Source organism: Chryseobacterium sp. SIMBA_028 (assembly GCF_046535285.1).
Lineage (GTDB): Bacteria > Bacteroidota > Bacteroidia > Flavobacteriales > Weeksellaceae > Chryseobacterium.
Genome location: NZ_JAWRWZ010000001.1, coordinates 285,553 through 309,762 on the forward strand (window position 1 = coordinate 285,553; position 24,210 = coordinate 309,762).

Sequence of the window (24,210 nt, forward strand, 5' to 3'; positions counted from 1 at the left end):
CAATATAAAAGAAAAACCTTGAAATAGTCTTTCAAGGTTTTTTATTTTTAAGTTTGGGCTAAATTATTCTATTCTTATTGAATCTTGCATCGATTAATTAGGCGTATCTTTTGAAACAGGCCCCACCGTTACTTTTTCCTGTATTTTAATAAAATTAGGATCCATCATCGCCATACGCTCAGCAATAGCTTTATAAGTCGGATATTTAAGAATCGATGCTCTTCCTGACATTTCTTTGTACACCACAAAAGATTTACCTCCGGCTGTTTTCAGTTGCTTCGTTGTTGTAATATATTTTCCAATATATTTACTTTTAGCATCATAGATCTCAATATCGATAAAGGTTTTATCTACTATTTTATCATCTGATCCAAAGCTTACCGGTAAATTGGTAAAATATCCTACCGGAACACCATTGCTTAAGATCTCACCCACCTTATTTACCTCAAGATTAAGTTTATCAATTTTTTTTCTGGTTGTATAGGCATCCTTTGTTTTATTATCCAGCTTTCTTTTTGGTGCATTTGAAAACAATTCATCCAGGGTTTTCACATTGATTCCTTTATTATCAATAATTTTAAGACCTTTCACACAGGTATATACTGCGGACTTTTCTTCTCCTGAAAATGCAGAGGGCGAAATATAATCCAGCTCTATGGTCTTATCTCTGTTATATACTCTATTAATTTGTATATAACTGTCTCTCACGGAGTCTACAATACTTTTATCAATAAACTTTATGGTATACAGCGGCGTTTCCTTCAAATCCATAAAAGTATATTCATTGGATTTATTGGAAATTTTAGCAACCGGAACTCCGTCTAAGTTGATAATCCCTCTTTTGGTCTTAATATTCTGGGCATTAAGAAAAAGGCCCAGGATTGTAAAGAATATGATTATACTTCTCTTCATAGAATCAAATTTTTACATGAAATAAAAAAAGTGTAACCAAAGTTACACTTTTTTGAAAATATATTTAGCTTTTCATTTAATTATTCACAAAGGATAATTCCTTTATTATGATTAAATTCTACAACACCGCTTTTAATAGCATAAGAAAAAACAGAGTCTTTATCGTTTTCTTTGGTTAAGTTTTTAGCATAAGCTTCATCTACAGAATTAGCAAATAACTTTACTTTACCACCGATTAAAGAAGAAACAATTCCTGCGTGGTTTTTCATGATGTGGAATTCACCATTTTTTCCAGGCAATAATACAGAGTTTACCTCTCCTTCAAAAACTACGTATTCTGGTGTTAAAATTTTTATATTCATTTTAATTTAGATTTGAAGATTTCAGATTTCAGATTTCAGACAACCTTAAAGTCTCATGTCTAGTATCTGATCTCTTTATGTCTAATTTATTAAGCGTTTTCAGCTAACATTTTTTGTCCTGCTTCGATAGCTTCTTCGATAGTTCCTTTCAAGTTGAAAGCAGCTTCTGGTAAGTGATCTAACTCACCATCCATAATCATTGTAAATCCTTTGATAGTATCTTTGATATCTACCAATGATCCTGGAATACCTGTAAACTGTTCTGCTACGTGGAAAGGCTGAGATAAGAATCTCTGAACTTTTCTTGCACGGTAAACAACAGACTTATCTTCTTCAGAAAGTTCTTCCATACCAAGGATTGCAATGATATCTTGAAGAGCTTTGTATCTTTGAAGAATTTCTTTTACTCTTTGAGCACAGTCATAGTGTTCCTGACCAATAATTTCCGGAGCAAGGATTCTTGAAGTAGAAGCCAATGGATCTACCGCTGGGTAAATACCTAATGAAGCAATCTTTCTGTCAAGTACCGTAGTTGCATCTAAGTGAGCAAACGTAGTTGCAGGAGCCGGGTCAGTTAAGTCATCCGCAGGTACGTATACCGCTTGTACTGAAGTAATTGAACCATTTTTAGTTGAAGTAATTCTTTCCTGCATCGCCCCCATTTCAGAAGCAAGAGTTGGTTGATAACCTACCGCTGATGGCATACGACCAAGAAGTGCAGATACCTCAGAACCAGCCTGAGTAAAACGGAAGATGTTGTCTACGAAGAAAAGTACGTCTCTACCTTGTCCGCTTTCACCACCATCTCTATAGTACTCCGCTAATGTAAGACCAGAAAGGGCTACTCTCGCTCTTGCACCTGGCGGCTCGTTCATCTGTCCGAAAACGAATGCTGCTTTTGAATCTTTCATAACCTCTAGGTCTACTTTAGAAAGATCCCAACCTCCATTTTCCATAGAGTGCATGAAATCATCACCATACTTGATAATACCTGATTCCAACATCTCTCTCAAAAGGTCATTTCCTTCTCTCGTTCTTTCACCTACTCCGGCGAATACTGAAAGACCTCCATGTCCTTTTGCAATATTGTTAATCAACTCCTGGATCAATACTGTTTTACCTACACCGGCACCTCCGAACAAACCAATTTTACCCCCTTTTGCATAAGGCTCAACTAAATCGATTACTTTAATACCTGTAAATAAAACTTCTGCAGAAGTTGAAAGTTGATCAAATTTTGGAGCTGGTCTGTGAATTGGAAGACCACCTTCCTTAGAAATATCTTGAAGTCCGTCGATAGCATCACCAACAACGTTGAATAGTCTTCCGTTTACAGCCTCTCCGATTGGCATAGTAATAGGATTTCCATATCCAATTACATCTTGACCTCTCTTAAGACCATCAGTAGCGTCCATTGCAATACATCTTACTGTATCTTCGCCAATATGTTGTTCTACCTCTAAAACTACTTTTTCACCGTTTTCTTTTGTAATTTCTAACGCGTCATAGATTGCTGGAATTGCTTCCACATCATTAAAGACAACGTCGATTACCGGACCAATAATTTGAGAAATTTTACCTTTAATTTGGTTTGCCATTGCTAAATTTTTTCTTGGTGCAAATATAGTGATTCTTCATAAACTCACAATTGATAAAAAAAAGATTTTTATCATGCTTTTAGAGATAATATTAACTTCATATTTTAATATGTAAAATTCAATGTTTTTTGCGTTATTAAGAAGCAAATTTGTATATTAAGGGATTAGTCTATATACTATATTATATAATGGGCTTTTCATTTTAATATATTTCATTTTCAAATTTTCGGATTCCCTCCCTCACATTCAAAATAAAGGCTTTATATTTGCAGTCAAAATTTTTCCGTTTTGAAAGTTTTCAAGAATTTTAAAGATTATTCTTCTCAAAAGCCTCTAGCATTGTCTTTAGGTATGTTTGACGGGGTACATCTTGGGCATAAAAGTATTATAGATGAACTCATTAAGGTAGGCACAGAAAACAATCTGGAAACTGCCATTCTTACTTTTTGGCCCCATCCAAGGTTTGTTTTTAATCCCAATGAAGATTTAAAACTTCTGAATACCATAGAGGAAAAGAAAGAACTGGTTGAAAAATATAATATTGATAACTTATTCCTGAAAGAATTTGATGAAGAATTCAGAAATTTAACCGGAGAAGAATTTGTTCGCCAGATTTTAATTGACAAGCTTAATGTAAAATACCTTATTATAGGCTACGATCACTCTTTTGGAAAAAATAAAAGTGGAAATTTTGAGCTTCTCCAAAAACTATCTAAGGAACTTGAATTTGAGGTTGAACAAATGGAAGCCATTAATATTCATGAAAATAACATCAGCTCTACCAAGGTTCGTAATGCTCTTTTGACCGGAAATATTAAAGAAGCTAATGAAATGTTGGGATATTCCTATCCTGTTTCCGGAACGGTTGTTCATGGCAAGAAAATAGGAAGAACAATTGGTTATCCAACGGCTAATATTGATACAGAATCTATCAAACTTTTACCTAAAAAAGGAGCCTATATTGTTGAAGTTGAAGTAAAAGGACAACAATATAAAGGAATGCTGAGCATTGGAACCAATCCTACGGTAAACGGAGAAAAACTAACTATTGAAGTATATATCCTTGATTTTGAAAGCGATATCTATGATGAAAAAATTACTGTAAAATTCAGAGATTTTCTTCATGATGAAATTAAGTTTGAAGGATTGGAAAAGCTTATTGAAAGGCTGGACGAAGATAAAAGACTCACAAAGGAGTTTAATTTTTAAGATATAAAAAAAGGGCTATTCATTGATGAGTAGCCCTTTTTGTGTTTATTTTAATACCTTTAAATAGATTTTCTGTGTTTCATTGTTCAGTTTCACTTTAGGAAATTGCTTGTCATAATCAATGAATATATCTCCTTTTTGATCTGCTTTTCCGTTACCGTCAGAATCCCAACTCACAGTAATATAAAATTTGACAGGCCCCATAGGTTTAGGTGTAATTTTAGTATCAGCATCTTTGGGTACAGGCAAATCTATGGTAAATGGCACAGATTTTTGCTCGTACTCTTTTTCAGTAATGAGAGTGGCCGGAGCATCTGCCAATCTTTCATCGGCTCCATATAAACTTACCTTAAGCTTAGGGTTCTTAATCGTAAAGTTTTCTGTTCCGGAGAATTCTATTTTAAGGTTGTCAGAAGAACTGCTATCTGCTACCGAAGTAGAAGCAGGCGTCGTTTTCTGATCTGCCTTATTACAGCTTGATAACATTAATGTACCCGCTGCCATGAATAATAAAAGGTGATTTCTCATGTGTTCTTTATTATGTTAATATTAATTGACTTATTTCACTCATAATGGATAACAAAATCCATACCCAGATGATTCGGTTATTATTTTATGATGAATAATTTTAATATTGATTTCTATTTGGAGTAAAAATAAAACCAGATCTTATAATCTGGTTTTAAGTTTAATAGTCTTTATTTATATCCTAAAATCTGGTTTTCTGCATTAATGGCATCTTCTACAAATTTTTTAAACTCTGGATATTGCTCTTTTTTAATATTATCCCAAGGAGTTTTAGATTTTCTGGTTATTTTTAATCTATTATTCTTTTCAAGCTCATAATGGATTGAATAATTAAAATTATTATACGCAAGGGTTTTATTTTCAGGGATTTCAATAAATTTCATTCCCTCAGGAATGTTAAGATATACTTCCTCAAAATACTCATTCTGTCGCTCATATTGTGTATACAGAATATCCATATTCCTATTTTCAGTAGCCACTATATCTTTTGTAAATGGTTTTGTGATAAAAGGAATCTTCATAATTTTCAGGCTGCCAACAGATTGAGGCTTATCATTGATATTGAACTGAACTTCATAGGATAAAGGATTGATAGTAAGGTCCTTTCCATCCAATAATTTCACTGATTTTACATTGATTACTTTGTCTAAAATACCACCATACTCTTTTTCCATACTTTTTTTACGGTTTTCTTCCGTCTGTGAATTCTGGAAAAAAGTATTATAGTAGCTTTTGGTCTCCCCCATTGTATATTGTCTGGTTACAAAGTTTTGCTCATCACCGTTAATCTGAACCTCACTTACTGATTTGAACAGATTCTTTGTATTATTATCTGCTAATATATCAATGAGCTGAGCAGTACTTCCGTTATTTTTATCTGTAAAAATTACCAGACCTTTTGCTTTATAATTTCCTTTCACAATTGCATTAAAGGGTAAATATTTGTCTGTCATTTCAAGGAAAGTTTCTTTCCCATCAAGGTTTACCTTTACAATACAGTGATTGAAACTTAAATTTGGCAAAAGAAGACGCTGCGGAGAGTTGTCATTGGTTTGCACCAACACAAGATTAGATTTTAATCCTGCCTGATTTCCAAGAATTAAAAATAAAGTTGACAAATCTTTGCAGTCTCCCAGCTTTGTTACCAATGTTTTGGATGGTTTTTGAGGAATAAAGCCACTTTGGCGGAAATCCACGGAGCTGTAGGTTACATTTTTTTCAATATAATTATATATTTTTTCAGCTTTTGCAGTATCACTCATTCCTGAAGTTCCGTTGGGGAATATTTCCTTGAATGCTTTTTCTACAACTCTGTCCGAAACCAGGCTCTTTCTTGTAAGATCAGAATACCAATTGGAAATTTCCTGCCATGTTTTTATAGAATTAGCTGTTACTGAAATGGTTGTATCATAATATGTTGGACCATAGTTTTCATCCATATTTACTTCCGGAAGATCATTAAGTTTCCATGTCTGAAAAAGCTTATTCCCTACTTTTTTCTTTGTAGAAGCCACCTCTGCATTGTTGCTTTTTACCTGATACGGTATATTTTCAGGAGTAATTACTGTAAAAACAGATTCTACTACAGGATATTCAGAATTAAAATAGGAACTGAGGTTAAAGTCCTTATAGAAACGTCCACCTCTCCTTTCCACACTTTCTTTTTGGATAAGAACTACATCTCCCACTTCAAGATTCGTGAAGACGATCTGATCCTCAGATTTTTCACCAGGAACGATGCTGCCGCTTGGTTTTACTATTTCAGACTTTAAAACGTCGTCATAATAATTAATATAATATTCTTTAAGCTCTTCAATTCCGCTTTCTGAAGTAATTTCATAGGCATAAGTGGTTCTTTTTTTGAATCCTCCTTCAGGATAGACATTTACAATATATTCATCCAATAATGTAGTAACTCCTTTTTTACCTTTTGTTCCCTTATTTCTTCTTTCTGAAACCAATTTTTTCAAATCCTTTACAGAAACCTGATTAATTTCATCCTCGGTTTGCCCCAAATCTCTGATCAGTTTATACATCCGTTCATTCTCTGCAAAATGAGAAAGGGATTCTTTTGCGTACTTTACCGCTTCATCCTTATTTTTTTGTAGCGCTAAGATTTCAGCCTTTAATGCCATCAGAGAATAGGAATAAGGAAAGTTTTCAAGCCCTTCATTAATCTGCTTCATAATTTCCGGATCTTTGGGATCTTCCTGTAAAAGAGATACATATTTGGTTTTCAGAACATTTAAAGACGGATATAGTTCAATAAATTTTTTAAAAAGTTTTTTTTCATCCTCTATCCTATTGGCTTTTTCATAGTAGTCAAATAACGAGGACATGATCTCCAGATTATTTCTTGTGGCAATAAACTCTTCAAGTTTTTTTATGATACCGCTCTGATCTTTTTTATCAGCTTCTTCAAGTGAAGTTAAAAGAACAGTATATTTTTCATTATTGGCAAAGGTTTTTTTAATATTGGCTACATGGGATTTCATCTTTTCGATATCATGATTTCTGGCGGATATGATCACATCAAAGAGATCTACCATTGCCCTGGCCTTTGTTTTATTCAGAATTGCTTTGTATTTTTCAAGTTCCTGAATACTCATGCTTTTGGTGACGTTGTCATCAGCAATTTTCATTACCGGAACCTGATAATATTCAGGGTCGTTTATTTCTATGTTTTTAAGAATCTCAGTAATCTTTCCCTGATCTTCCATATTGGCATAATATCTGGAAAGAAGGATCTGAATAAGTGAGGATTTAGGATATTTCTGAGCGAGAACGTCTATTTTTTCCTTTGCTTTGTCATTCTGTTGATTATTCAGATAGCCTAATGTTAAAAGGTAATCATAAATAAAATCATTGGGAGACTGTACAATTTTCTCTTTAAGTTTCTGTTCAAATTTCAACTCTAATTCTTTGGGCTGAAGCTGAGCAAGAGTATTTTTTTTATAATCATGGTAGGTGTCAAAATAAGTCAGGTTACTGATCTTCTGGTAGTTTGTATCAAAAGGCACAATCATAAATCCAGCCATCTTATCAACCTGAGAGTCACTTTTAACAAGTAAGCGGTTCATCCCTTTGGGTAATACGACCTCCACAAGGTGTGATCCTGTAGAAGTATAGCCGTCTTTTGTACTTGACAATATCTCTGTATCATTTAAAAACACCTTGATTTCACTGTTTGCATTCACTTCAAACCACACTTTTCTTTCTTCCGGATTGTTTATGAATGACTGTGCATAAACAATTCCTCTTCCATATTCCAGTTCATTAAAGAAAAAGTTGAATCCGTCATTATCTTTATATTTTTTGTTGTACCAACCGATATTACCAAAATTTCCAGTATTGAAGAGCTTATCATTTTTAGCATAGGTTTCCGGCTCATATTCATTGTCCATACCACTCCCGTTCAGATTTTCAAATACTCCGGCATATTGCCATTTATCAATTTTTCCGAGCTTTGAAAGCGCCTCCGCAGATCCAGTAAAATTACCTCTCAGATAGTCAAAATAGGTTTTAAATTCTATTATTCCATTTAAATGGCCAAAGTTTTTACTACCGTATAAAACATCTACTTTTTTATAGGTGTAATCATCAATTCCGCTTTCCTCAATATCATTCAGCATAAATTTTTCCTTGAAAACAGGATATAAATAAGCTTCTTCATCCGTAATATTGACAAAATTATTGACAAAGGTTTCATCAAATATAAATTGACCCATTTCCTGATCTATCATTGCATCCAGAAAAAGGCTTTCAAAATTTTTAAGTTTTTGGGACTGTAGTGTTTTATCGTAAAAAGTTCTTGCTTCATCTCTTTTGTTATTCAGCAAAAGCTCCCAGGTTTTAGAGTGATCCTTTGACTGGGCAAATGCTCCGACTGACAAGAAGTAGACAGCCGAAATCAATATTTTTTTCATGCTATTAGTTTCGTTTTTTTAAGAATTATATATTGTGTTTTGAATTTTTTTGGTTAGGGATTGAAATACCAGTTCATAGGAATGATCAATTAATTTTAAGATGAGTTCTCTTCTTAAACCATCTATTGAAACCGAGTTCCAATGGGTTTTATTCATATGATAAGCTCCTGTAATCTGAGGATATTGCTCACGCAGTTCTGCACTCCACTCCGGATCCGTCTTTACATTAATGGACAATGGCTGCCTTTCGAGGCTCATCAGCAGAAACATTTTAGTATCCACTTTCATCACAAGAGTTTCATTATCAAAGGGGAAATTTTCTGTAACTGCTTTTTTAGCAAGACAATAGTCTAAAATTTCGTTAGCATCCATGTTTATCGTTTGTAGGTAAGCAATATAGTAAAAATGATGATTGAATGGAGTTCAAAAATATGATGTTCTGAGAGGTAATTGTTATACTATTTAATCCCATAAAAAATATATAAACTTTAAATCAAATTTAGTAAATTTAAGAAAGGAAAATATCATCACTTCAAAATACATTGTTATGAAAGCTTTAGTAATCGGTGCTACAGGCGCTACAGGAAAAGATTTAGTCAATCAATTACTCAATGACAAGGATTTTGAGGAAGTAGATATTTTTGTAAGAAAACCAGTTGACATAGAAAATGAAAGACTTAAAGTTCATATTGTGAATTTTGAAAAACCTGAAGAATGGAAAGAAATGGTAAGGGGAGATGTTGCATTTTCCTGTCTGGGAACCACTTTAAAGGATGCCGGAAGCAAGGAAGCTCAGAAAAAGGTAGATTTTGATTATCAATATGAGTTTGCCAAGGCCGCCAAGGAAAATAACGTAGAAGATTATATTTTGGTTTCTGCTTACGGTGCAAGTCCTAAGTCTAAGATCTTCTATTCCAAAATGAAAGGGGAACTGGAAGAAGCTGTAAAGCAATTACATTTCAATAAAATCACCATTTTTAAACCCGGAATGCTTGAAAGAAAAGACTCTGGAAGAACAGGTGAAGTGTTGGGCAGCAGAATTATAAAGTTTGCCAATAAACTTGGGTTATTGGAAAGTCAAAAGCCTTTGCCTACTGATATTTTAGCAAAAGCAATGATAAATTCTTCCAAAATAAAAAGCAACGGCTACTCCAGTATCAAACTTGGTAATATTTTTTGTTTTGCAGAGAAAGTATTTGATCATTAATGCTTATAGTAGCCTGAATCATTTGATAGAAAGAATCAGAATAAAAGCCATTCCTTATTTCTTAGACATAAAAAAAGTGGGCTCTTACTACCCACTTTACTATATAAATTTTCTTTATTGTTTATTTTAAATGCTTTGTAATTGACTCACTTGTTGGTTTTGTAGTACTTACATAAGTATCAATTAATTTTCCGTTTTCGTCAATTAAGAATTTAGTGAAGTTCCAAAGAATGCTTGTATTTTTTACTCCGTTTAATTCTTGTTCTGTTAAGTATTTAAAGATGGGTGCAATATCATCACCTTTTACAGAAACTTTAGCAGCCATTGGGAATGTTACCCCATAATTTTTCTGGCAGAATGTTCCAATTTCAGTATTGGTTCCCGGTTCCTGTCCTCCGAAGTTATTGGCTGGGAAACCTACCACAACCAGTTTATCCTTATATTCTTCATATACTTTTTCAAGATCAGCATACTGAGGAGTAAATCCGCATTCTGAAGCAGTATTGACAATAAGAATTTTCTTTCCCTTAAAATCGGCAAAGTTGATTTCCTTTCCGTCAAGGCCTTCTACTTTAAAGTCATATATTGTTTTTCCCATAAGTTCTTTGGTTTTGGCTTTAGAAATTTCGCTTTTTTGATTGGTGCAGCTTTGCAAAACGGCAACGAATGAAAACAGCAGTAAAAAAATATTTTTCATTTCTTATAAATTTTATGCAGGATAAGCTGCAGTTGAATTAAAACTTAAAAATATTGGCAGGAAAAACTTTGTTGATGTCAATTCTGTTAAGCAGCATTACATAATCCCCGTCTTTCTTTGAGCTTGAAGATTCAATTCTGAAAGGCATGGTAAGGTTTCCTACTTTTTTATAGTCAGAATATACCACTGTTTCATCTTTTTTAACCTCCTTTAAAAGCATATAAGTTTTTGTATCAAAATAATACATATTCTTATTGACATTCTTGGTAAGCTCTACTTTATGACAATAAATCTCTCCTACTTTTTCTTTTCCAAGATATTTGGCAGCAAAACCTTTGCTTTCCCAATCAATGAAGTCATTATCAAAGCTTTCTGAAACGTATTCAGGATATTCCTGAAGTTTATTGGCTGCATAGTTCATGGCATATCCCTTGGTTCCGTCAAAGCCTTCAATAGCCGTTTCCTTTCCACTGATTGTAATAATCGTTTTGGTAAGGTTTGGGCGTTGCTGGTATATTTTTATAGGATATTCATCCTTTATTCCCAACACTACTTTTCCTTGCAGCAACACTGAGTTTAAAAGCTTCCAACTGGTTAAGCCTCCGGATAACTCAATATTTTTATCTATAATTTCTTTGGCTGTCTGAGCAAAGGTTAAGTGTGAAAATATCAGGGCAAATACTAAAAATAATCTCTTCATTAATTTTATTTATAAATTCAAATATAAGGGGATTTGAGCGAAATAGCAAAAAGGAAAGGAATGCAAAAAGGCGAAAAGGTAAAATTCCGAACCTGTTGATTGCTTTATCCTATTTTAAATCAGCTTCCTTGCTTTTTCCAAATCTTCCGGAGTATCAATGCCTACACCAATGAAGTTGGTTTCTATCATTTTGATCTTCATACCATATTCAAGGTAGCGGATACATTCAATTTTTTCAGAGATTTCCAATGGTTTCATTTCCAGTTTCGAGAATTGCAATAGTGCTTCTTTTCGGAATGCGTATACCCCGATATGCTTAAAATAACTTATATCATAAGAAACTTCTCTATGAAAAGGGATTACAGAACGACTGAAATAAAGTGCAAAACCATTGTTATCAGTAATTACTTTTACGTTATTAGGATTTTCAACTTCTTCTTTTTCAGATAATTTTATTTTAAGGGAAGCCAATGAAATTTCTTTATGATCATCTTTTTTAAACACCTCGATTAGCTGTTGTAAAGGTTCCAACTTAAGGAAAGGTTCATCTCCCTGAACATTGATAACGATATCGCAATCTATATTCTGTACAGCTTCAGCAATACGGTCACTGCCTGTTTCATGCTGTCCTGTCATTACAGCTTTTCCGCCATTTTTTACAATTTCATCAAGGATAGTTTCAGAATCCGTTGCTACAAAAACCTCATCAAAAAGTCCTGTTTCCACAACATTCTGATACGTGGTGGTAATAACGGTTTTTTCTCCTAAAGTCTGCATGAGTTTCCCTGGAAAACGGCTTGCTTCGTAACGAGCAGGGATGACAGCGATTATTTTCATTTAATAAAAATATTAATTAAGTCTTTTTAATTCAATAGGTTTTCATTCCGGCATTTAAAAAGGCGGTAATGATCCTTTTATATTTAGATCAAATGTAGTGAAAACTATCTTATTTACTACACAAAACAAAGATTTCAGGGGTTTAAAAAGAGAGTTTTACCCCTACCATATTATATTCCCATTGACGAGATGCAATAAAGTTTAGGTTATATTTTGTTTTTCCGATGGTGCCCTCTGATGAAGTATATCTGCTTTTTGAAATGGTTTTTCCTATAAAGTATCCCATTAATAAGGCTAAAGGATAATCTGAAGCCCAGTGAACTTTACTTTGCATCATTTGAAAGCATAGCGCTCCTGCTAAGGTATAGCCTACCGGTTTTATCCATTTTGCATCCGGGTAATTATCTGCAATTACAGTGATCCCTGCCATAAACGTGGTTAAGTGTCCGGACGGCATTGCATCATAATTCGAAGTATTTTTTCCAAATTCTGAAAAACTTGGAAAAGGATTCCATGCACCTCCTTTATTGCCATTTATCTCTGCAATAAACGGGCTTTCTCTTCCGGTAATTCTTTTAATAGTCTGGGTGAAAACTCCGGAAAGAATTAAACTTTCCATTAATCCACTTGCTGTGGCTTGTGCTCTGTAATCATTTTTAATTAAACCATAAGTTCCAAAACCGATTCCCAGCAGGACTAATGTAGATCCATTTCCAATCAGGTAAAGGGTTGATCCAATATCTTTAGGTATTTTAAAAACACCTCCCACTTTATGGTAGTTATTATCTTTATCCATTCCCCATCTTTCTCCCAGCTCTCGTGAATTGTCTATTAATTTCTGATCAAATGGTATAAGAATCAACGTTGAGGCAACTGCTCCTCCTAAATAGTAAGCATGATCTTTTGCTACAAAATCTTTGTTGGTATCAATAAAATTTCGGGGTAGTTTGGTTACAAAATCTAATAGTTTAGGTTTGGGATAGGTTCTTACGGAACCGTCTTTTAAGATATAGGTTTGCACTTTTGGCAGCTCAAGTTCCTTTGGTAGTTCCTTTACTTTCAAAGTATCTACCTCTTGTGAGGATACCAATATAGACATTGGTAATAGCAGAAATTTCAATTTTTTCATCATTTTATTTTCAACCCTGTTTATTCTTAGTTTATAAAGGTTCCAAAGGTAATCCCTAGTTCATGTTAGTACAAAATGTTTATCTGATTTTTAATGTTTATTTAATTTTTTTCATAAAGTAATAATCTTTTATTGATTGATAAACTTAATCAGAAAAATAATTCCGTACATCCAGGAAACATATAGAAAAGAATAGAAAAAACCGAATCCGAAGCTTTTTAATAAGTCTCCTTTGCATTTTCCAGAGTTTTTAAAAACAAAACGTAGCGCTCTGAAAAAAATCCAGTATAAAATGGCTCCTAAAAATAATATGGCAGACCAAAAGAAAAGTCCGAGAAAATAGGAAAGATAGATAAGTACGACAGAAAATACAATCCATAAAACAATAGAGAGGATCGCTCCTCCTATTCCATCTACGGCAATCGGTGAATCAAAATCTAAACTATCAATTGCAGGAGCATTATCAGGATATTTTTTGAATCTTTCTTTATTTAAAATACTCCCAATATTGTCTTTTAATTTCAAACCATAATACAATCCTAAGCTGATAAACAGAAAAAATCCCCCAGCTAAAATGGATGTTGATAGAATAGAATTTTGAAATAATGACCGGTGATCTCCCTTTCCGGAAATCCAAACACTTACAATCACTATAGCGATTATTGCTAATGTAGAATAAAATAAATATTTTGTTTCAAGAAAAGATCTTCGGGGAAGTTTCATGGATAGACATTTTAAATGAAAAAACTTCGACTCCACCCGGTATGACACTGCTAATGATAATATTTTAACGATGTCATGCTGAACAGAGTCGAAGCCTATATTTTATGTAAAGATTACTTTAATTTGTTCAAAGCGCTCTCCAATTTTGGAAGCATTCCTTTGATCTCATCCACAGCTAATCCTCCAACGGAAGCACGGAACCAAGGTTCAGATTTATCTTCCCCGAATGCTGAGAATGGTACTAAAGCTACTCCAGCTTCATTAATTAAATAGAATACCAAGTCAGAAGAGTTTTCAATGGCAGCCCCATCTGGTTTTGTTTTTCCGATATAATCTAACTTAATAGTAAGATAAAGTGCCCCCATAGGCTCTATACTGTCTACAGAAAGTCCTTTTACTTTTAAATCCTGAACTCCTCCATGAAGAACTTTTAGGCTTTCTTCCAGTTTTCCTTTGAAATCTTCTACGAACACATTTACGTTTTCAGGGGTTTCATAGAATTTTGCAGTTGCTTCCTGCTCAGGTTTTGGTGCCCAAGCTCCCACATGGGTAAGAAGAGCCTTCATCTTGTCTATGATATGAGCAGGGCCAAATCCCCATCCTACACGCACTCCTGTTGCAGCAAGACATTTAGAAATCCCATCGATATAAATGGTATATTCTTTCATTTCAGGAAAAAGAGAAACCGGATCTACGTGTTCTGCTCCAAAGGTAAGGTTAGAATAAATCTGGTCATACATTAGGTATAACGGCTTTTCATCTGCCCCTCTTTTTTTGTTCTCAGCAATAACCAATTCACAAATCTCTGAAAGCTGCTCTCTTGTAAACATTGTTCCGGTAGGGTTCAATGGTGAACAAAGTGCCAGTAAAACAGCTCCATCCAAATGAGGTCTTAGATCATCTGCTGTTGGAAGGAAGTTGGTTTCAGGCTTCGTTTTTACTTCTACAGCATCAGCTGAAGTAAGGTAGGCATAATGATTATTGTTCCAAGACGGTGTAGGATATATTACCTTATCTCCCTCATCTACAATTGTTTTGTATACGGCATAGATCAAAGGTCTTGAACCTGCTGTAATCAGGATATCGTTAGGTGAATAATCCAGATTCCATCTATTTTTCAGATCCTTGGAAACTTCTTTTCTTAAAGATAAAAGTCCGTTTGCAGGTGGATAGTTTGTCAGATTATTCTGATAGGCTTTCTGAATCTCTTCCTTCAGCAATGCCGGAATAGGATAGATATTAGAATTCAGGTCACCAATAGTAAGATTGGCAATTTCTGCTCCCTTTGCTTTTAGATCATTTACCTCGTTACCAATTTTTACAATTTCAGAACCGATCAGGTTCGCTGCTAATTTTGAAACTTTCACTTTTTTCTTATTTAAAATTTACTAATATTATCTTCTCAAATTGATTCTGTCTTCTATCTGATCCACAGGTATATGGGCATCATAAGCGGCTATTAGTTCTTTAGTTTTTTTCGCAGTAATAGAATTTGGATATTTTTTGATGATTCTGTTATATTCTTCTCTCTTATCATCATAAATCTTGCCTTCTTCGCTGTCATAAATCCGATCACTGTCCATTCCCAGAAGATAATCCAACAAATAATTATGATAATCCTGTTTTACCACTTTTATCAACGGGCTTTTGGGATATTTATTCATAAAATCTTCCCAGACTATTAATCTGTCACCTAATTCTTCCCAGGTAATCAAAAGACCTCCGTTCACAGCATAGTTTTCCTTATTGTCTTTTGCGATCTGTGAAATATAGGCATCATAATCAGGAGTTACCTTATTCTTAAAAACAGACACATAATATTCTGGCAATGAGTGGATTTCAGTAAGGCCCTCTCCCATTACACGGAATTCAAGACCTGCCTTGTTCAGTTCGGCAGCAATTTTCTTTACATTCTCCGGTAGATTGTAAGTATCTGCTTCTCTTGTATGATAATCAACATATTTATCCAATATATCAATATGCAAATCATTCAGACAACTGGTATACTTATTTCTGATTTTCACATACTCTTCATATACCTTATCATTCTGTTCCGGGCTATTTCCTGCAATTTCCTTATCAATTTTGGTACGATACCATTGAAGAGCTGTGATGTAATCTTCCGTCTTATGATTAGGAGAACAAGCCGTATCAATGGGTTTATACTGATCTTCCTTGATTTCGTTTTTAGCAATCGAATCATTTGCCGGCTTTACATCCGAAACGGCAGTTTCCTTTTTACAGGAAACTACGGCTGCAGAAAGCAGGCAAACTGCTACAATTTTTTTTATCATTTACGATTACCTTAGAATTAATCCAGTTTTAGATCTGTTTTAACTGCCTCGATTTTAGCTTCCAATGATTTTAATTTATCTTTAAAATCTGCTTCAGACTTAATAACGTCTTTTACTGAAACATAGAATTTAATTTTCGGTTCTGTTCCGGAAGGTCTTACACAAACTTTGGTTCCGTCCTGTGTATAGTAAATTAATACATTGGATTTCGGAATATCGTTCATTACTTTTTTCTCACCTGTTGAAACAGTAAGACTGGTTTGCTCTTTAAAGTCTTTAACTTCTTCCACTAATGAACCTGCCAATTCTTTTGGAGGATTTTCACGGAAGTTCTTCATCATATTCTGAATTTCTTCAGCCCCTTCTTTTCCTTTTCTTACGATGTTTACCAGCCCTTCGTAATACATTCCAAGATCTTCATAGATCTCAATCATGTACTGATACATTGTTTTTCCGTTGGCTTTACACCAAGCAGCAATTTCACAAGCCAGAACGATACTCCCACAAGAGTCTTTATCACGAACAAAGTCTCCAGTCATGAAACCGAAACTCTCTTCACCACCACATACAAATTTTTGGGTTCCTTCTGCTTCACGGATCATTTTTCCGATCCATTTGAATCCTGTAAGGCCTACTTTACATTCAACACCGAATTTTTGTGCAATATCATAGAAAACATCTGAAGTTACAATCGTAGAACCGATAAATTCTTTTCCTGTAATTCTTCCTTGTTTTTGCCATTCGTGCAGAATATAGTAAGTAAGGATGGTATTGGTCTGGTTTCCGTTCAATAACTGCATTTCACCGTCAAGGTTTCTTACAGCAATTCCCAGTCTGTCACCATCCGGATCTGTTCCAATAACAATATCAGCGTTGGTAATTTTTGCAAGATCCATTGCCATTTCCAATGCCGCAGGCTCTTCCGGGTTCGGTGAATCTACCGTCGGGAAGTTTCCGCTTGGGATCATTTGCTCTTTTACAAGATCTACTTTTTTAAATCCTGCTTTTGCTAAAGCTTTCGGAATTGTTGTATATGTTGTTCCGTGGATGGATGTAAAGACAATATTTAGGTTTTCTTTTCCAACGTTCTGATAAGTAGAGTTTTCAATACAAGTATCGATATAAACATCGTCCTGCTCTTCTCCGATCCACTCGATCAGATCATCATTTCCGTTGAATTTAATTTCTTCAAATTTTACAGAATATACTTCATTGATGATGGCTTCATCATTTGGCGGAACAATCTGCGCTCCGTCATTCCAGTATACTTTATAACCGTTATATTCCGGAGGGTTGTGAGAAGCCGTTAATACGATTCCTCCGTTACATTTTTTATCACGAACCGTGAAAGACAATTCAGGGGTAGGTCTGTGATCTTTGAAAAGCAATACTTTAATTCCATTGGCAGTTAAAACATCTGCAACCAATTTTCCGAATTCTTTTGAGTTATGACGAACGTCATAAGCAATGGCCACTTTAATTTCCTCTCCCTTGAACTGCTCCAGCATATAGTTTGCCAATCCCTGCGTAGCCTGTCCTAATGTATATTTATTTAAGCGGTTGGTTCCTACTCCCATAATCCCACGCATTCCTCCTGTCCCGAATTCCAGTTCTCTGTAGAAAGAATCTTCCAGATCTGGGGAATTGCTGTCAATCAAAGATTGTACGGCATCTCTCGTTTCTTTATCGAATGTATCACTTAACCAAAGTTTCGCTTTTTCTAATGTTGTCATATTTATATCTAATTTGGAAGCTGAAAGCTTGAAGATGAACATACTTTTGTCGCTATTTTCAACATTCAGCTGATGGTTTTTTTAATTTAATTTCTTATTCTCTACTCTCGTTGTTTTATCTACTTTAAACGCTCGGATTGGGTCGTTATAATAGATAAATTTTGCTGTATTCTGAATATTCCCTTTTAAAGAATCTTTTACATTTACTTCAGCATAATTTCCGTTTTTGGAATCGATATTCAGGTTGGTAATTTTCCAGTACGGAGCAATTAAACTCGCTGTATCTGAAATCTTTATAACAGCATCCTTGGATAATCCTAAAAAGTTGGCGCGGCTTCTATTCTGCATTTCTACCTCAGCTCTTCTCGTATTAACAGATCCCATAAATGTAGCATAGTTTTTCATATTAAGCTTGAAGTTATCCGTTTTAATTTCGCTTGAAATATTCATTTCCACGGAGTCTGCAACGGCTACTTTTTCAAGATTATATTTTGAATAAATGGTTACATTATAAAAATCCACCCCCTTTGTTCCTCTTTTTTCCTTAATGAAAAGCGTTTTGTCTTTTACATCTACATCAAGGTTACTCGCCACATTGGGATAGGTTTCTATTTCCACAAAGTTTTTTGGACCTCTGGCATAGAATACACGAAATTTTCCGGTAAGATCCAGATTAACAAACTCCGGAACTTCCACATCTTTCTTTTCAATATTTCCTTTTGGAGAAACTTTTCCACAGGAAACTACCGCAACCAGCATTAATGTGTATAATACTTTTTTCATATTTAATTTTAAATATTCTACTAATGATCATAGGGATCTACTCTATTGAAAATTTCCGGAATCTTTTATGCATCCGTCATGAAACTTTCAACAATATCTTTTAACAAAAATAGGATTAAAATTTCTAAAAAACTTTGTCATTTGACAATAAAAAACCTGATAATTTTCAATTTCTTGCTTTTTTTAGTAGATCTAAGAAAACAATAACAGCTCAAATAAAATTAAAGTCAATTAATACCCTTTAAAATCATCAAGTTCATGTAGTGATTTAATTAATTATGTTGTTAAAATTGTCTGATTTTGTTTAGCAGCTAGTATAAAATAATATTGGAAAAAGGATGAAATAAAAATACCTCAGAAAGATGTACTTCCTGAGGTATTTATTTGATTTAAACTTAGTTAATAGGGTTTAAAACCTTATATCACCTCGTCAATATTATAATTTTTATGCTCTCGGTTGGTTCTGATAATCATTTCTCCAAGGAATCCTGCTACAAACAGTAACGTTCCCATAATCATCATTGTTAAAGCAATAAAGAACCAAGGGTTATTCGTGATTAAATGTCCATAAATTCCTCTTGCTACATCAATCAGTTTGGAAATCCCCAACCAAAGGGCTGAAAGGAAACCGAAGATAAACATCAGTGTTCCTACTGCTCCGAAGAAGTGCATAGGTCTTCCTCCAAAACGACTTACAAACCAAAGGGTTACCAAATCCAGAAATCCTCTAATGAATCTTTCTGTTCCGAATTTTGAGGTTCCGTAAGGTCTTGCCTGATGCTGAACTTCTTTCTCAGTAATTCTTCTGAATCCTGCATTAGCTGCCAACACCGGAATATATCGGTGCATATCACCATATACATCCACCGATTTTACAACCTGCTTTTTGTAAGCTTTCAGACCACAATTGAAATCATGAAGCTCAACTCCTGAAACTTTTCTGGCAGCTGCATTGAATAGTTTTGACGGAACATTCTTCGTCATTACATTATCAAAACGTTTCTTTTTCCAACCAGAAACAATATCGTAATTATCATTAACTACCATATTGTACAATTCAGGAATTTCTTCCGGAAAGTCTTGTAAGTCAGCATCCATGGTAATTACCACATCTCCGTTTGTTCTTGAAAAGGCAGCATGAAGTGCCTGAGATTTTCCATAATTTCTGGAAAATTTAATACCGTGGATCTGAGGATGCTGTACTTTTAAGTTCTCAATAATGCTCCACGATAAATCCGTACTACCATCATCTACAAACCAAATTTCGTAAGACAAACTACTGGTTCTGCAGACGTTATCAATTCTTGAAAAAAGTTCTTCCAGAGAATCTTCCTCGTTGAGTAACGGAATAACTATAGATAAATTCATTTAATTTTAATAAAAATTAGGCTTGTTCTGTTTCTTCGGGCTGATATATCGTTCTTGTTCTGAAAAATGCTCCGAAAAACACTGACAAAACTACGTAAAATATAAGAATTGCTGCAAAATATCCTGAAAAATGACTTGCGGTAAGCATATCTTTTCCTTTTACAGCCTCTGGAGTAAAGCTTTGCAGCCTCTCCTTATACTTCTGATCCAGCTCATCAATATCCTTTTGATGTTTCATAATCTTTCTTGCGGAAGTATATTCCGTATCCAATTCAGACTTCTGTCTTTGAACATACTGGTAGTTCAAAAGCTTCTTGGCATCTGTATCTGCAAAGTTTAAAAAAGCATAAATACTGAAAATAGAAAGAATTCCTCCGATGAACATCGGAACGAAAGCTCTCTTGAAGGCTTCTTTAAAACTTACCACTCTATGGTTGTTCCAGTATAGTTTTACAGACCAGAATGCGGCTCCTGCATACAAGAGAGGTAAAACAAATGCATTGGCTTTCAGTGATATATCAAAATAATTGATACCTGAAAAAAAAGTATATACTACAAAGAAAACGATCATTGTAGCAATAAAAAGTATAATTCCTAGTGTTGATGGACTTTTCGTCATATTTAAATTTTTAGAAAAAAGTTGAAAAATTATTCCTCTAAATGTCAGCTGTTTAGCTTTACCACTGCATTTTTTCGACTAATTTTCTTTAATAAAGTTTTGAAGTTTACAAATATTTCCTACCTTTGCAACGGCAAGTCCTAAACAACCAGCTCCTGAGAATCCTCCAGGGTGGGAACGCAGCAAAGGTAATTGGTCGTAGCGGTGTGATTTAGGTAGCTTGCCATTTTTTTTTGGTTTAAAGTGAGAAGAGAGGTAATTTGATAATTATCTTTTTTTGTTTTTAATACCTTACGCATCATTTTCATTTTTCTAATTTTAGATTACCTTAGTCTTAATTCTCTATTAAAATTCGAACGTCTCTCCCAGTTTTGGTAAAACAAGTTCTACATTTTTATCTGCGAAATGCTTTACTGCACTTTCATGATTGATCTCAATGGCAGGGAAAGTATCAAAGTGGCATCCAATTACCTTTGGAGTTTTCAATAGTTCTGCTGCTGCAAAAGATGCTTTTCTCGGACACATTGTGTAGTGGCTACCGATAGGAAGAATAGAAAGATCGATGTTCCCATACAATCTTGGGAATAGTTCCATATCTGCCATTACTCCTGTATCTCCAGCTAAATAAGCATTCTTCCCTTCAGGAAGTCTGAAAATATACCCTACAGGAACGCCTCCATAGCTCCCATCAGGAAAAGAACTCGTGTGGTGAGCCGGAACCATTGAAATCTTAAGATCGTCGATTTTTGCCGATCCTCCTAGGTTCACATCATCTGTATTCTTTGCTGATTTGAAATATCTGCATACTTCAGGCACTCCAATGATGGTTGCTTCAGGGTAATGCTGTAATACTTCCCCTACATCCGCAATATGATCGCCATGTGCGTGGGTCAACAGGATGTAATCGATTTTTTGAGCGGTAATATCAAAACCTGATTCCGCTTTTTTGTAATTGTAAAAAGGGTCACTCAAAATGGTCTTGTTCTTATACGTAAACAAGAAACAATTTTGCCCTAAGAATTGTATTTTCATTTTAAATTTAATTTTAAAATTTTTAAACACAAATAACTCAACTCGTTTCACAATGAGATCTGTAAAAGTATTTGTGTTATTTGTGTTTTAATTAAACGCAACTGCGTAGCCTATTTTAAATATCCCCGAAACAGGTTATTTCTGTGGAAATTTATCTTCAATTAAGTTCAGTTTAATTCCATGTTCCAGATAGGCTTTGCAACCATCCAAAACTGTTGTAAAACCGCCTGTATTATCATTAACCTGTCTTAAAAGATCTTCACCAGTCTGGCTGAATCCATAGCTTTTAATAACAACAAGGGTTCCTTTTTCCATGATTTTAAACTCATAGTCTACATTTGTTGAAGGCAATCCCCATTCTGTTCTGATCAGCTCATTGGGAATAATCTGCTGAACTTTTACTTCAGATTTTACGCCATACATTTCCCATTCCCAGGTTACCATTTTACTTTCTTCTAATTTTCCGGTAGATTTTGTAAACCAAAAATTAGTGGTTACTTCAGGATTGATGAATGCTTCAAAAACATCTTCAATCGGCTTTCTGATAAGCATTTGCGCCTCAACATAGACATTGGAACTCATGATATACTATTTTTAGATTTAGTTAAATAAATTAAGTCCGGCTGCGGTAAGAATTGCCATTATAAACGTCATGATCCCAACCTGCTTTAAATATTGATCTAATTCTTTCGGCTCTTTTACTGACATGATACTTCTTCTCAGTTTTGCCAATGGAAACAACAGAATCATTACGATGAAAGCATAATAATTTTGCATCTGTATAAACCCATTCACCCCTAAAAAGATAAGGATCAATACCAATGGAAGCTGTAACAGAATCATTTCGTAGATCATTGCATTTTTGAATCCAATTCTTAATGCAAAACTATTTTTCCCTGATAGTTTATCACTTTCAATATCCCTCATGTTATTAAGGTTTAAAACCGCCATACTCATCATCCCTACTGCAGTTCCCGGTAACAGCATATCCCAGCTGAACGTTTTTGTAAAAAGGAAATAGCTGCCACATACAGAAACAAGTCCAAAGAAGATAAATACGAAGATATCTCCCAGTCCCATATATCCATAAGGCTTCTTCCCTACTGTATATCCAATTGCCGCTAAAATACTTGCTACTCCCAATCCTATGAAAATATAGAATTCATTCATATAGTTTGGAATGAAAGCAACGTACAATAACGCTATGGTAGCCATGAAAGATAGTACAGAGAACAAAATCACCGCATTTTTCATTTGCTTGGCTGTGATTTTTCCTGATGCTACCGCTCTTGCTTCAGCTTCATTGATTCTTTTGGCATCGGTTCCTTTTACTCCATCCCCATAATCGTTGGCATAGTTTGATAAAATTTGATATAATAGGGTTACCAAAAGTGCCAGGGCAAAGATTTTCCAGTCCCAGATTCCTCCTTCTCTGTATAACCTCCACTTTGCAATGAATGCTCCCATTATAATTCCGCTAAGGGAAAGCGGTAAGGTTCTTAGCCTTGCGGCTTTTATCCAATCAGTCATATTATTTTCATGTATTCATGTACAATGTAATCATGTAAAATGATAAAAAATGACACTTATGTCATTAATACTTTTTACATGAATACATCCATACAATATTTACGATATCCATTTATCTTCTCCGAAGTTGGGCTTTCTTTTTTCAAGGAATGCGTTTCTTCCCTCTTGGGCTTCTTCTGTCATATAAGCCAAACGGGTTGCTTCTCCTGCGAAAACCTGCTGACCTACCATACCATCATCGGTAAGATTCATGGCGAACTTCAACATTCTGATGGACATTGGAGATTTTCCTAATATTTCTTGCGCCCATTCATAGGCTGTATCTTCTAATTCTGCGTGAGGAACTACTTTGTTTACCATTCCCATTTCGAAAGCTTCCTGAGCGGAATAATTTCTTCCTAAAAAGAATATTTCACGGGCTTTTTTCTGTCCCACCATTTTGGCAAGGTAAGCAGATCCGTACCCCCCGTCAAAACTTGTAACATCCGCATCTGTTTGCTTGAAAATAGCATGTTCTTTACTGGCTAAAGTAAGATCACAAACTACATGAAGGGAGTGTCCGCCACCAACTGCCCACCCTGGAACAACCGCAATCACTACTTTAGGCATAAAACGGATCAGACGCTGAACTTCCAGAATGTTTAAACGGTGTCTTCCATCTTCTCCTACATACCCCTGATGACCTCTTGCCTTTTGATCTCCTCCACTACAGAAAGCCCAACCTCCATCTTTAGGACTTGGTCCTTCACCTGAAAGCAAAACTACCCCTATTGAAGGGTCTTCGGATGCGTCATAAAAAGCATCATACAATTCTGAAGTTGTTTTAGGTCTGAAAGCGTTACGTATTTCCGGTCTGTTGAAAGCGATTCTTGCTACACCATTACATTTTTTATAGGTAATATCTTCGTATTCCTTGGCGGTTTTCCACTCGATCATCTTATTAAAATTTTTCTCAAAGATACGGAATTACAGAGAATTTCCGGGGTTAAATTTATGGATCCACTTCACAAAAATGCAGAAAGA

At 34.7% G+C, this 24,210-nt stretch carries 23 protein-coding genes and 1 other RNA gene; 3 read left to right on the forward strand and 21 right to left on the reverse strand.

The window, feature by feature from the left end:
* Window positions 1–93 precede the first annotated feature (93 nt).
* From SCA31_RS01325 to atpD, 3 genes are all read right to left on the reverse strand, one after another.
* Window positions 94–912, reverse strand: coding sequence for a hypothetical protein (locus SCA31_RS01325; protein ID WP_410695012.1), 819 nt, complete (start codon window positions 910–912; stop codon window positions 94–96).
* An 80-nt stretch (window positions 913–992) separates the two neighbouring features.
* A complete protein-coding gene (locus tag SCA31_RS01330) occupies window positions 993–1,274 on the reverse strand; it encodes a FoF1 ATP synthase subunit delta/epsilon (RefSeq protein ID WP_410695013.1) in 282 nt (93 codons plus the stop codon).
* 89 nt (window positions 1,275–1,363) lie between these two features.
* Window positions 1,364–2,872: a F0F1 ATP synthase subunit beta gene (atpD, locus tag SCA31_RS01335; protein ID WP_076351809.1), complete on the reverse strand. Its 1,509-nt coding sequence runs from the start codon at window positions 2,870–2,872 to the stop codon at window positions 1,364–1,366.
* A 288-nt stretch (window positions 2,873–3,160) separates the two neighbouring features.
* On the opposite strand from atpD, the gene SCA31_RS01340 reads away from it, so the two are divergent.
* The gene (locus SCA31_RS01340; protein ID WP_410695015.1) at window positions 3,161–4,081 is read left to right on the forward strand and encodes a bifunctional riboflavin kinase/FAD synthetase; all 921 of its coding nucleotides are present in this window, start codon (window positions 3,161–3,163) and stop codon (window positions 4,079–4,081) included.
* A gap of 45 nt (window positions 4,082–4,126) precedes the next feature.
* Here SCA31_RS01340 and SCA31_RS01345 read toward each other — a convergent pair whose 3' ends face one another.
* The 3 genes from SCA31_RS01345 to SCA31_RS01355 form a co-directional block, all read right to left on the reverse strand.
* The gene (locus tag SCA31_RS01345) at window positions 4,127–4,609 is read right to left on the reverse strand and encodes a hypothetical protein (protein ID WP_410695016.1); all 483 of its coding nucleotides are present in this window, start codon (window positions 4,607–4,609) and stop codon (window positions 4,127–4,129) included.
* 170 nt (window positions 4,610–4,779) lie between these two features.
* Entirely contained in the window at window positions 4,780–8,535 is a 3,756-nt protein-coding gene (locus SCA31_RS01350) for a DUF3857 domain-containing protein (protein WP_410695017.1), read from the reverse strand.
* An 18-nt stretch (window positions 8,536–8,553) separates the two neighbouring features.
* Complete coding sequence (locus tag SCA31_RS01355) at window positions 8,554–8,907, reverse strand: MmcQ/YjbR family DNA-binding protein (protein ID WP_410695018.1); 354 nt, start codon at window positions 8,905–8,907, stop codon at window positions 8,554–8,556.
* Between the two features lie 175 nt (window positions 8,908–9,082).
* Here SCA31_RS01355 and SCA31_RS01360 point away from each other — a divergent pair, with 175 nt between their 5' ends.
* Complete coding sequence (locus SCA31_RS01360) at window positions 9,083–9,742, forward strand: NAD(P)H-binding protein (RefSeq protein WP_410695019.1); 660 nt, start codon at window positions 9,083–9,085, stop codon at window positions 9,740–9,742.
* A 121-nt stretch (window positions 9,743–9,863) separates the two neighbouring features.
* Here the strand turns inward: SCA31_RS01360 and SCA31_RS01365 are convergent, their stop codons facing one another.
* The 11 genes from SCA31_RS01365 to SCA31_RS01415 form a co-directional block, all read right to left on the reverse strand.
* Complete coding sequence (locus SCA31_RS01365) at window positions 9,864–10,439, reverse strand: glutathione peroxidase (RefSeq protein ID WP_106917502.1); 576 nt, start codon at window positions 10,437–10,439, stop codon at window positions 9,864–9,866.
* 37 nt (window positions 10,440–10,476) lie between these two features.
* Window positions 10,477–11,139 carry a histidine kinase gene (locus tag SCA31_RS01370; RefSeq protein WP_410695020.1) on the reverse strand — a complete coding sequence of 221 codons (663 nt, stop codon included), beginning with the start codon at window positions 11,137–11,139 and terminating at the stop codon, window positions 10,477–10,479.
* Between the two features lie 114 nt (window positions 11,140–11,253).
* Window positions 11,254–11,976: a 3-deoxy-manno-octulosonate cytidylyltransferase gene (gene kdsB, locus SCA31_RS01375; protein WP_410695021.1), complete on the reverse strand. Its 723-nt coding sequence runs from the start codon at window positions 11,974–11,976 to the stop codon at window positions 11,254–11,256.
* Window positions 11,977–12,118: 142 nt separating this feature from the next.
* Window positions 12,119–13,105: a phosphatase PAP2 family protein gene (locus SCA31_RS01380; RefSeq protein WP_410695023.1), complete on the reverse strand. Its 987-nt coding sequence runs from the start codon at window positions 13,103–13,105 to the stop codon at window positions 12,119–12,121.
* 129 nt (window positions 13,106–13,234) lie between these two features.
* The gene (locus tag SCA31_RS01385) at window positions 13,235–13,828 is read right to left on the reverse strand and encodes a hypothetical protein (RefSeq protein ID WP_410695024.1); all 594 of its coding nucleotides are present in this window, start codon (window positions 13,826–13,828) and stop codon (window positions 13,235–13,237) included.
* A 113-nt stretch (window positions 13,829–13,941) separates the two neighbouring features.
* Window positions 13,942–15,195 carry a pyridoxal phosphate-dependent aminotransferase gene (locus tag SCA31_RS01390; RefSeq protein ID WP_410695025.1) on the reverse strand — a complete coding sequence of 418 codons (1,254 nt, stop codon included), beginning with the start codon at window positions 15,193–15,195 and terminating at the stop codon, window positions 13,942–13,944.
* A 27-nt stretch (window positions 15,196–15,222) separates the two neighbouring features.
* Entirely contained in the window at window positions 15,223–16,122 is a 900-nt protein-coding gene (locus SCA31_RS01395; protein ID WP_410695026.1) for a hypothetical protein, read from the reverse strand.
* 17 nt (window positions 16,123–16,139) lie between these two features.
* A complete protein-coding gene (locus SCA31_RS01400; protein ID WP_410695027.1) occupies window positions 16,140–17,855 on the reverse strand; it encodes a phospho-sugar mutase in 1,716 nt (571 codons plus the stop codon).
* Window positions 17,856–17,936: 81 nt separating this feature from the next.
* Window positions 17,937–18,638 (reverse strand): GIN domain-containing protein, encoded by a 702-nt coding sequence (locus SCA31_RS01405; protein ID WP_076351788.1) that lies wholly within the window; start codon window positions 18,636–18,638, stop codon window positions 17,937–17,939.
* Between the two features lie 417 nt (window positions 18,639–19,055).
* Entirely contained in the window at window positions 19,056–20,006 is a 951-nt protein-coding gene (locus tag SCA31_RS01410) for a glycosyltransferase family 2 protein (RefSeq protein WP_410695028.1), read from the reverse strand.
* Between the two features lie 16 nt (window positions 20,007–20,022).
* A complete protein-coding gene (locus SCA31_RS01415; protein WP_076351784.1) occupies window positions 20,023–20,625 on the reverse strand; it encodes a DUF4199 domain-containing protein in 603 nt (200 codons plus the stop codon).
* Between the two features lie 131 nt (window positions 20,626–20,756).
* On the opposite strand from SCA31_RS01415, the gene ffs reads away from it, so the two are divergent.
* Window positions 20,757–20,854, forward strand: an RNA gene (ffs, locus tag SCA31_RS01420) — signal recognition particle sRNA small type.
* 116 nt (window positions 20,855–20,970) lie between these two features.
* On the opposite strand, the gene SCA31_RS01425 is transcribed toward ffs, so the two are convergent.
* From SCA31_RS01425 to SCA31_RS01440, 4 genes are all read right to left on the reverse strand, one after another.
* Window positions 20,971–21,657 carry a metal-dependent hydrolase gene (locus SCA31_RS01425; protein WP_410695030.1) on the reverse strand — a complete coding sequence of 229 codons (687 nt, stop codon included), beginning with the start codon at window positions 21,655–21,657 and terminating at the stop codon, window positions 20,971–20,973.
* A gap of 135 nt (window positions 21,658–21,792) precedes the next feature.
* Window positions 21,793–22,239: an SRPBCC family protein gene (locus SCA31_RS01430; protein ID WP_410695031.1), complete on the reverse strand. Its 447-nt coding sequence runs from the start codon at window positions 22,237–22,239 to the stop codon at window positions 21,793–21,795.
* Between the two features lie 18 nt (window positions 22,240–22,257).
* Window positions 22,258–23,187, reverse strand: coding sequence for a 1,4-dihydroxy-2-naphthoate octaprenyltransferase (gene menA, locus SCA31_RS01435; RefSeq protein WP_410695032.1), 930 nt, complete (start codon window positions 23,185–23,187; stop codon window positions 22,258–22,260).
* A 99-nt stretch (window positions 23,188–23,286) separates the two neighbouring features.
* A complete protein-coding gene (locus SCA31_RS01440) occupies window positions 23,287–24,123 on the reverse strand; it encodes a 1,4-dihydroxy-2-naphthoyl-CoA synthase (protein ID WP_410695033.1) in 837 nt (278 codons plus the stop codon).
* Window positions 24,124–24,210 lie beyond the last annotated feature (87 nt).